The following is an 8,377-nucleotide window of genomic DNA, read 5'->3' on the forward strand; positions in this document are numbered from 1 at the left end:
CCCGTTTAGGTATTCGCTTTCAAATTACACCAGAAACTTTGGAAATATATCGACCAGATGGGAGAAAATTTCTGACTCCTGTAGAATTAGACCAAGCTAGGGAAGAAGAGCGACAACGTGCTGAACAAGCAGAACAACGTGCTGAACTGGAACGGCAACGTGCGGACCAGCAACAGCAACTTGCTGAACAGGAACGACAGCGTGCGGACCAGCAACAGCAACTTGCTGACCGACTAGCAGAGTTACTCAGAGAAAGAGGTATTGACCCCGATCAAATCTTGTAGGTCTAGACGTAGGTTGGGTTAAGCGAGAGCGAACCCAACAGATACCGATATTTGTTGTTGTTGGGTTTATCCTGCGGATAAGCTCCGCTTTTCATGTCGCGTAGCGAAACGTACCTCAACCCAACCTACAATTGTTAGGAGTAGGGATACGGGTGGTCATTTTTCCAATTTTCCTTAACTAAATCCTTTTTAATAGATAAAAAATATGAATCGGCGTAAACGTGAAATATTGCAACAATATCAACAAGGTGAACGAAATTTCCAAGGAGCTAATCTGAGAGGTTTGTCTTTTAAGGGAAAAGATTTGTCTGATGCAGATTTCAGTTTTGCTGATATTCGGGGTACTAATTTTAGTGGGGCTAATCTAACGAGGGCTAAATTCTGTGGAGCCAAGGCAGGGTTGCAAAAACGTTGGGTGGTAGTTTTGCTTGCTGTTGTTTTTGTTTTAGTTGGTATATCAGCTTTTTTGAATCTATTCATTTCATATTTTATATTACAAATCTTTGATTCAAGTAGTCTAGATAATCGAATTGCTGTTTGGGTGTCTTTAATTGTAATGGTTACATTCTGGATAGCGCTTATTTGTCGCGGAATAGAAGACTTAGCCTTAGTCTTCGCTTTCGCCTTTATCTTCGCCCTTGATGGAGCTTTCGCTTTCGCCTTCGCCATTGCTGGAGCCATCACCAGAGTCTTCCCTGTCCCCTTCACCTTTGCTTTCGCTCTCGCCGTCGCCCTCGCACTTGCTTTTTCCTGCGCCGTCAGTGGGAATTTTGGGATCGTCTTTGCTTTCGCTGTCGCTGGAATCTTTGCTGTTGCTGGAGCCTTGGCCTCCGTCTCCGCTTTCGCTGGAGCCTTAGCCTTCGCCTTATTCCAAACACTCTTAAGTGCTTACGCTACTTATCAAATAATTAAAGGAAAGAGAAAAGACATTCTAATTAACTTTATAGCTATTGTTTTTGCTGCAATAGGTGGAACCTCTTTCAGAGATGCAAATTTAACTGATACTGACTTCACCAATGCTACTGTCAAAAGTACAGATTTTAGAAGAGCTAACATAATCCGCACTATTTGGAAAAACACCATAAAATTAGACCGCATACGACCAGGAGAAACCTATTTAGAAGATGCCAAAGTCAGAGATTTAGTCAAAACAGGTGCAGGTGAAAACATCAACTTAGATCGCTTTAACCTCCAAGGAATCAATCTCCAGGGAGTAAACCTAACTAATGCCAGTTTCATAGAAGCGAATCTCAACTTAGCCAACCTTCAAGATGCAAACCTTTCTCGTGCCAAATTAGTAGGAACATTTTTAGATCAAGCTGATTTAACAGGTGCAACTTTAACAGGAGCTTTTCTTGAGGACTGGGGGATAACTACCAGAACTAAACTAGACGGTATAAAATGCGATTATGTTTATATGCGTCTGCCTCCAGAAAAGAGACCTGACTTTCTCAAACTTTCAGCCAAAGATACTTTAAACGATAATCCTCGCCGCGAACCTGCTGACTGGAATAGGAATTTTAAAGAGGGAGAATTTGTTGATTTTATCACTCCAATGATAGAAACCCTCAACTTTTATCATGCACAAAAACCTGACGCTCGAATAGTTGCCTATTCATTTCAGAAGTTGCATGAAGAACATCCAGAAGCAGGATTAGAAATAATTTCTATGGAAAAGCGGGGGAAAAACCGTGAGGGTGTGTTGATAAAAACTGAAACTGCACCTGAAGCAGATCATTCAGAGTTACACGGAGAATATTTTGATACTTATCATAGACTGAAAGCACTTCCAGCAAGTCAATTAGAACTATTATTAGCAGAAAAAATATCAGCAGGAGCAGAAAAAGATAGACAAATTAAACGATTGGAAGCTTGGGTAGATAGTGTGATACAATCCCCAAATATATATGCAGAAAATTATCATAATCAAGGAGGTACTATGTCGGAAAGTAGTGGAGACCAAATTAGTGGTAATGAAATTCATGGTGCAGTTGCCAACAAAGGAGGAAATTATGGTGTAGCTGGTAGCATAGGAGAAATTAAAGACTCTGCAAAAGTTGCTGGTACAATTCACGAATCTCAGGAACAAAATTTAGCAGAAGCAGCAAAAGATATTCAAGAATTATTAGAGCAGCTTGATGAAACTTACTCATCAGATACAACGGCAGGCAAAATGAAAATTGCTACTGAAGTAATTACACAAATTGATAATAATCCAACTAAGGCACAAAGAATATTCAGTGCTATAAAAGCTGGTGGAGTTGCTGCAGTCGAACAATTACTTAATCATCCTGCTAGTAGCTTTATTATTGCAGCGTTGGAAGATTTGCAAAAGGGTAAATCAACTAAATAAATTCAATAAAAGGTTGCCAAAAGCGCAGAAACCGGGTTTGTCTTAAATGCTCCACTCTATAACATCTACTTCCCACAAACCCGGTTTCTTAGGCTAGGACTACCTATTTTAAATAATTCTCGAACCGTTCCCGCAATTGTTCAATAGTTAAATTCTGCATCCAATACTCCACTAAAGCATGACCAAACGCCCAAGCGTTACGATCTGGTGTTGCCGGATTTTCTAATAATAAAGGCCACAATGCTAACATATCAAAACTACCCAAATTTGTATCCCCACTCAATAGGGAAAACAAATCATACGCCATCTGTAATTTACCAATAACTATAGGCAACTCTTCCACGGGGATTTTTTCTGCTAGCACATAAGCTAAAGTTGGCGAACCTGTTGTCAAGGTAGAAATGAATTGCAATACCGGACTTTTCAATAAAGCAGTTAATCCCTGAGTCGTTGCCATTTGAAAAGTATAATGATCAATGATTTTAGCTGCTGCTACAGAACGAGCTTGGCGATCGCGCAAAAACCGAGCTAGACGTAATTGTTTAGCAGGAGCAATAGCTTCTACCAGTGACAACGATATGGCATCAACATTCCAAGCACTTCTATTACTTTTAATATCTGCCGTCACTACGGGCAAAACTTGAGCACAAAAATCTCCTAATATTTCTACCCGATATTGAGTCGCATCCCGAATCGACTTTTCCTTTGCATGTTTCCCCCACATCCAATCATAGGGTGGTTGCCATTCCCGCATCGGGCGCAAACGATCAATTTGCGTCATCATCACAATAGCAGGCAAATCTGTAATTTCCCCTTTTATGTCTTGGAGAAAATCTACATCCATTTGTAGCGCGGGATCGAGAGCAGGGGTAACTAACAACAATAGATCGGCAGTTTCAGCATAGTCAAGCACCAATTTTCGCAAGTCGCTGCGGTTAGCTTGTTCGTAACCAGGAGTATCCCAAAGATTGAGAATTTCTCCCATTTCAGTTTGCCACTGATAATTTTTAATTTCATCCGTACTCGGCAACACATCGACTTCGGCGCGATCTGCTTCAAATAAAGTATTGATCAAACTACTTTTTCCCGCTCCCGTGCGCCCCACTAACAAAATATTAACAGGTTTTTGCTCCACAGTTTCCGCAGGTTCAGCTTTAGCAATAATTTGTTCCAAAGTTTGAGTTTCTGCTTTCGGGAGAGTCGGAGTCGGAATAGCAGACTCAGAAAAATCTAAATTGCTACCTCCATACAGAGCGATCGCCTGTCGAGATAAATTTCGCAACGCCACTTCCCGCACTATTTGACTGAAATTGAGCAACAACTGTTGATTTGCTTCTTCGCTGTAACGGCGACTAGCCAATTTTGCTGCTGCTGCCACCGGGTTAAGTAACCATTGCGTCCAACCCAAAGCTTGGAAAAATTTCCGAGCAGAGGGTTCTAACTTGCGGTAAATTTCATATCCCCGATATGCTTGGCCAACAGTTATTTGATTCAGAGTAGGGGATAATTTTTGCATCCATTTGTCTACGTCATCAACTGTACCTCGAATTAAACCGTAAGCTTGAGGGATGTAAATATTGAGTAGGGGATATTTGACTTCGGGATGGTAAGCATTAGCAACGGCAACTACCACTTCTTGGCAACGCTGCCAGAATATTTGCCAGTCTTCCCAGAATGGGGGATCGTTACGACACGATTTGAGAATTTCTTGGAGGGTGGTTTCTAGTTGTTTAGTGGTTTCGTTTTCTATGGGTGAGGTTGTTGTGTTATCTGTGGTGGGAATTTGTTGGTTAACTTCTGCTATTACGTCTTCCATTTGTGTAACTGTAGATCGAGTCCATTTTACGAGCAACCAACGCCATCCTAGAAAAACAAGGGCGAATATTCCCCAGATCCAGTTGATACCCCAATTATTGATTTGTCTGCCAGCGGATATCATTATGAAGGCGACTACAGCAAGGGGGGGAATAGCGAGTATTGCTAACTGCCATTTTTTGAATTGTACCATGTTGTATATATTAAGTTTGTCTATATAATAAGTTTAGTCCGGTAGTAGACTGTTTCATCTTAAATGTTGCAATAAATGTAGGTTGGGTTGAGGGACGAAACCCAACAATAATTTGTTAACACACCTATTCATCTTAAATGTTGCAATAAATGTAGGTTGGGTTGAGGGACGAAACCCAACAACAATTTGTTAACACACCTACAACTCGTGCTACCATTGAGTCTAGTAGGGTGCGTTTTTGCTAACGCAAAGCTCCGCTAACGGCTAAGTCCGACATGAAACTTATAGCGAGCGCGACATGAAAAGCGTTTGCTCCGCATTCCGTCAGGAAAGCGGAACGCACCGAAACATCTAGGATAGGCAGTTACATGAAGATTTATTAGACCTCCTATGAGTGAAAAATACAGAATTTATTTAGATGCGTGTTGTCTTAATCGTCCTTATGATGACCAAACTCAGTCCCGCATTGCTTTAGAAACTCAGGCAATTCTCACTATCTTAAATCAATGTCAGTTAGGAAAATGGAAACTTATTACGAGTGTTGCATTAGAAGCAGAACTAGATCGGACACCAGATCCCGAAAGACTAAAAAAAGTTTTAGCCATTCTGGCAATCGCTAAAATCAAAGTAGTTAGCAGCCAATTTCTTGAAGAACGTTCTACAGAACTTGTTAAATTAGGATTCTCTGGCTATGATGCTGCCCATATTGCCAGTGCTGAACGTAGTCATGCCGACATATTTTTGTCTACAGATGACAGATTAATTAACAGAGCGCAACGAAATCTTGAGGTTATTAATGTAGCAGTTAATAATCCTTTGCGTTGGGTAATGGAATATGCAGATTGAAACTCTATACTTCGATTCTTCCAAAATCTAATCTTCTTTTGAAACTAACTAAAAATTTTATATTATACCAATTTGATATGACTTAACCTATTAACCAAAGATTTCAATCTTTATAACCCGAATTCTTTTACTGAATAATTTCATCATACTGGTTATTATTATCTTCTGCTTGCTGTTTCATAGAGGTCAGAATGTCTTCTAATGGAGTTTGGTCTAACCACTGATGACGTTCTTGGGTATAGTCTCCATAACCAGAGCTATAGTATTGAAGAAACCGGATCGCATCAACAATTCCTAAAGAATCAATTAATGCTCTATGTCCTTGTCTGATAATTTCCTGTCGGGTTTTAGTCATTATAAAGCTTACTGAATTGTTTCAATCCCTAACAGGGATTTTAGTTAGTTTAAACATATTATTGCTAACAATATTCCTTTCAAGTCTGATACATATAAGTTTCAATCCCTAATAGGGATTTTAGTTAGTTTAAACGTAGGAGGAAGGGCCAAATATTCCGTTAATAAGAAGTTTCAATCCCTAATAGGGATTTTAGTTAGTTTAAACTTGTCAGGACTACGCAGTAAGCAGGCGGGCTTGGTACAATGTTTCAATCCCTAATAGGGATTTTAGTTAGTTTAAACTGCAGGGTTCTAGAACCCAGTCCATATTTAATTTTCAAGGTACATTTGCGATGACCATAATTAAAGTAGCATAAAAATTGAAAAAATTGCAATAGCCTACCCAAGCCAAATCCTCCAAACCCTTGACAGTCAAGCAATACAAAAATTGCGACGATCGCGAAGCGGAACGGAGTTCTATCGCCTCCAACCTTCCACAAAGCTCAAACTCTTCCCAAGACTCAATCTCAGGCATTTTTTTTCACCTCCTCTCTTGTACAGCTAGCGATCGCCACAAATAACCTAATTTTACTGGCCCAATAATTCTCAAATGGCCTATTTTTGACTTCTGGACAAAAAAAGCTGATAACTGATAACTGATAACTGATAACTGATTTATCGCCTCCAATCTTCAACTTCATACAAAAAACGAGTGCCACCAATCAACTTCCGATTCACCGAGGTACTCTGCACAAACACCACATATTTTTCCAAATTATTAGGTTTAATTCGCACCGTTGCACCATCAGGCAAACCCAACATTTCCCGTGCTGCTTCTCCCTCAAACATATCTCCAGTTGTCCGATCCATTAAAATAACTTCTTTTTGCTTCTGAATAGTTTCTGTCTTTGTAAATTCATAAAAACCACGCCCTTTATTAAAAGTTAAACCATTTTCTAGCACAAAACTTTTAATCGGTTTATTCTCATCCACCTCTAAAACTTGGAACCTTCCCGGCGTAACTGCCCGTAAATCTGCCGACTCATAAACTGTCGTTTCTTCTCGGTTTAACATGGTATTAAAAATCTTACTTAAACCGCGACTCATCCGCTTATTTTCAATAACTTCCTGTTCATAATTTTGCAATTGTTCGTCGGAAGATTGTTGATAACAAACTGCTAAAAATAGATCGTTAATATAAGCAAATTGGTCTAAATCTACATGAAAACCACCAGATTTTTCTGCTAATTCTTGATAAAATTTTGTGGCATGACGACGGTTTAATGCTTGGACTCCATATACTGTTATTCCCATATCTGATAATTTATTCAGCTCTTCTCGCCAATTTAGCCTTTGCGGATTTTGAGCTGTTGGATGGGGAATATCATCTCCAATTAATACTAAAGATTTAGTCGCCCCAGTCGTCCAAGGCAAAGATTGAGCTTCATTTAATACTAATTCATAACATTCTGGCGCATCTCCTCCACCGGTTCTTTCTACCTTTTCTACAAAATTACAAATACTATCTATATCTTGAGATAATTCTAAATGTTTAGTCACATAAGTAGAGCCGCGATCGCAATAATCTCCATGAGCAATTATTCCAATCCGAATACCGGGAATTTCTGATATTAATCGAGTTACGGTACTTTTAATTTTTCGACGTACCTGAGTTAGGCAAGGATACATACTGCCAGTCGTGTCAAAACTGAAAACTACTTCTATATTATTAGTCATATTTTTTTCTCCAATTTTTGACAAAAATTCCACAAAAAATCCCTCGGTTTCAGCGGATACATTCGTCCGTTTTGAAACCTTTTTTTTGTTTCCTATATATATAGTTTAGCTAATGTTGAATAAAACGTCAATAGTATGTTGAGAAAAAATTAACCGTAGGAGTCTGTGAAGTCAAAAGTCAGAATTAAAAAGTCAGAAGTTAGAAATTATCTCAAATCTGGATAATTACCATAGTCTAGTCATTGCGACTGGAACGGAGTGAAAGGAAGCAATCTCAGGGGTGCGCGGAGATTGCTTCCTTTCATCACAATGACTATTTTTCAACTGGATTATATATTAGAGCAGTTTTGATTTTAGTAGAAAACAGTAGGGACGTTCCATGGAACGTCCCTACAAGGATTGTGGTTTTGATGGTGTAGTTCATCTAGCTAAAAACCTTGGTGGTGGTGCATTGTAATAGTGGTTTATTGTAATTATTTTGGTCAAGGAAACAGTGGGAGCATCTTGCTCCCTTATACCAATTCAATAAAATAATGTTACAAATGAGTAATGATAATTCCTTGCCAGATATAGACTTTTCTAGAGCAGCCATTTTTTAAATTGGTATTACATGGAAAGTAAAATAAAAATATCAAATACTAGCAAAGATTTGTTGGGTTCCTGGTAAAGGTTTGTTGGGTTTCGTCCCGATACAGTCGATGGGGATATCACTATCCCTCACCTCTGTTTCAAAACCGTGCATGAGAGTTTCCAGCTCACACGGCTCCTGACAGCAAGGATTTCGCTCGTTGAGGTATCACCTACTTTCCGTGG

Annotated in this window: 7 protein-coding genes and 1 pseudogene; 3 read left to right on the top strand and 5 right to left on the bottom strand. The window is 39.3% G+C overall.

Annotated features, from left to right (window positions below; all coding sequences use genetic code 11):
* Together F6K40_RS28115 and F6K40_RS28120 are read left to right on the top strand one after the other, a co-directional pair.
* A pseudogene (locus F6K40_RS28115) lies at positions 1–284 on the top strand (Uma2 family endonuclease); the annotation flags it as partial.
* A 205-nt stretch (positions 285–489) separates the two neighbouring features.
* A complete protein-coding gene (locus tag F6K40_RS28120; protein WP_293140475.1) occupies positions 490–2,637 on the top strand; it encodes a pentapeptide repeat-containing protein in 2,148 nt (715 codons plus the stop codon).
* Positions 2,638–2,740: 103 nt separating this feature from the next.
* Here F6K40_RS28120 and F6K40_RS28125 read toward each other — a convergent pair whose 3' ends face one another.
* The gene (locus F6K40_RS28125) at positions 2,741–4,645 is read right to left on the bottom strand and encodes a GTPase family protein (RefSeq protein ID WP_293140477.1); all 1,905 of its coding nucleotides are present in this window, start codon (positions 4,643–4,645) and stop codon (positions 2,741–2,743) included.
* A gap of 390 nt (positions 4,646–5,035) precedes the next feature.
* On the opposite strand from F6K40_RS28125, the gene F6K40_RS28130 reads away from it, so the two are divergent.
* Positions 5,036–5,491 (top strand): PIN domain-containing protein, encoded by a 456-nt coding sequence (locus tag F6K40_RS28130; protein ID WP_293140479.1) that lies wholly within the window; start codon positions 5,036–5,038, stop codon positions 5,489–5,491.
* A gap of 127 nt (positions 5,492–5,618) precedes the next feature.
* Here the strand turns inward: F6K40_RS28130 and F6K40_RS28135 are convergent, their stop codons facing one another.
* The 4 genes from F6K40_RS28135 to F6K40_RS28150 form a co-directional block, all read right to left on the bottom strand.
* Positions 5,619–5,846 (bottom strand): hypothetical protein, encoded by a 228-nt coding sequence (locus F6K40_RS28135; RefSeq protein ID WP_293140481.1) that lies wholly within the window; start codon positions 5,844–5,846, stop codon positions 5,619–5,621.
* Between the two features lie 318 nt (positions 5,847–6,164).
* The gene (locus F6K40_RS28140) at positions 6,165–6,362 is read right to left on the bottom strand and encodes a hypothetical protein (protein WP_293140483.1); all 198 of its coding nucleotides are present in this window, start codon (positions 6,360–6,362) and stop codon (positions 6,165–6,167) included.
* Positions 6,355–6,528 (bottom strand): hypothetical protein, encoded by a 174-nt coding sequence (locus F6K40_RS28145; RefSeq protein ID WP_293140485.1) that lies wholly within the window; start codon positions 6,526–6,528, stop codon positions 6,355–6,357. Before F6K40_RS28145 ends, F6K40_RS28140 begins: the two co-directional genes overlap by 8 nt.
* Positions 6,503–7,564, bottom strand: coding sequence for a vWA domain-containing protein (locus tag F6K40_RS28150; RefSeq protein ID WP_293140487.1), 1,062 nt, complete (start codon positions 7,562–7,564; stop codon positions 6,503–6,505). Before F6K40_RS28150 ends, F6K40_RS28145 begins: the two co-directional genes overlap by 26 nt.
* Positions 7,565–8,377 lie beyond the last annotated feature (813 nt).

Origin of the sequence: Okeania sp. SIO3I5, from assembly GCF_010672085.1 — a bacterium.
Taxonomy (GTDB): domain Bacteria; phylum Cyanobacteriota; class Cyanobacteriia; order Cyanobacteriales; family Microcoleaceae; genus Trichodesmium.

Excerpts from the sequence above, each read along its gene's own strand:
- F6K40_RS28120 (WP_293140475.1), top strand. The coding sequence starts at position 490 with ATGAATCGGCGTAAACGTGAAATATTGCAACAATATCAACAAGGTGAA.
- F6K40_RS28125 (WP_293140477.1), bottom strand. The coding sequence starts at position 4,645 with ATGGTACAATTCAAAAAATGGCAGTTAGCAATACTCGCTATTCCCCCC.
- F6K40_RS28130 (WP_293140479.1), top strand. The coding sequence starts at position 5,036 with ATGAGTGAAAAATACAGAATTTATTTAGATGCGTGTTGTCTTAATCGT.
- F6K40_RS28135 (WP_293140481.1), bottom strand. The coding sequence starts at position 5,846 with ATGACTAAAACCCGACAGGAAATTATCAGACAAGGACATAGAGCATTA.
- F6K40_RS28140 (WP_293140483.1), bottom strand. The coding sequence starts at position 6,362 with ATGCCTGAGATTGAGTCTTGGGAAGAGTTTGAGCTTTGTGGAAGGTTG.
- F6K40_RS28145 (WP_293140485.1), bottom strand. The coding sequence starts at position 6,528 with ATGAAGTTGAAGATTGGAGGCGATAAATCAGTTATCAGTTATCAGTTA.
- F6K40_RS28150 (WP_293140487.1), bottom strand. The coding sequence starts at position 7,564 with ATGACTAATAATATAGAAGTAGTTTTCAGTTTTGACACGACTGGCAGT.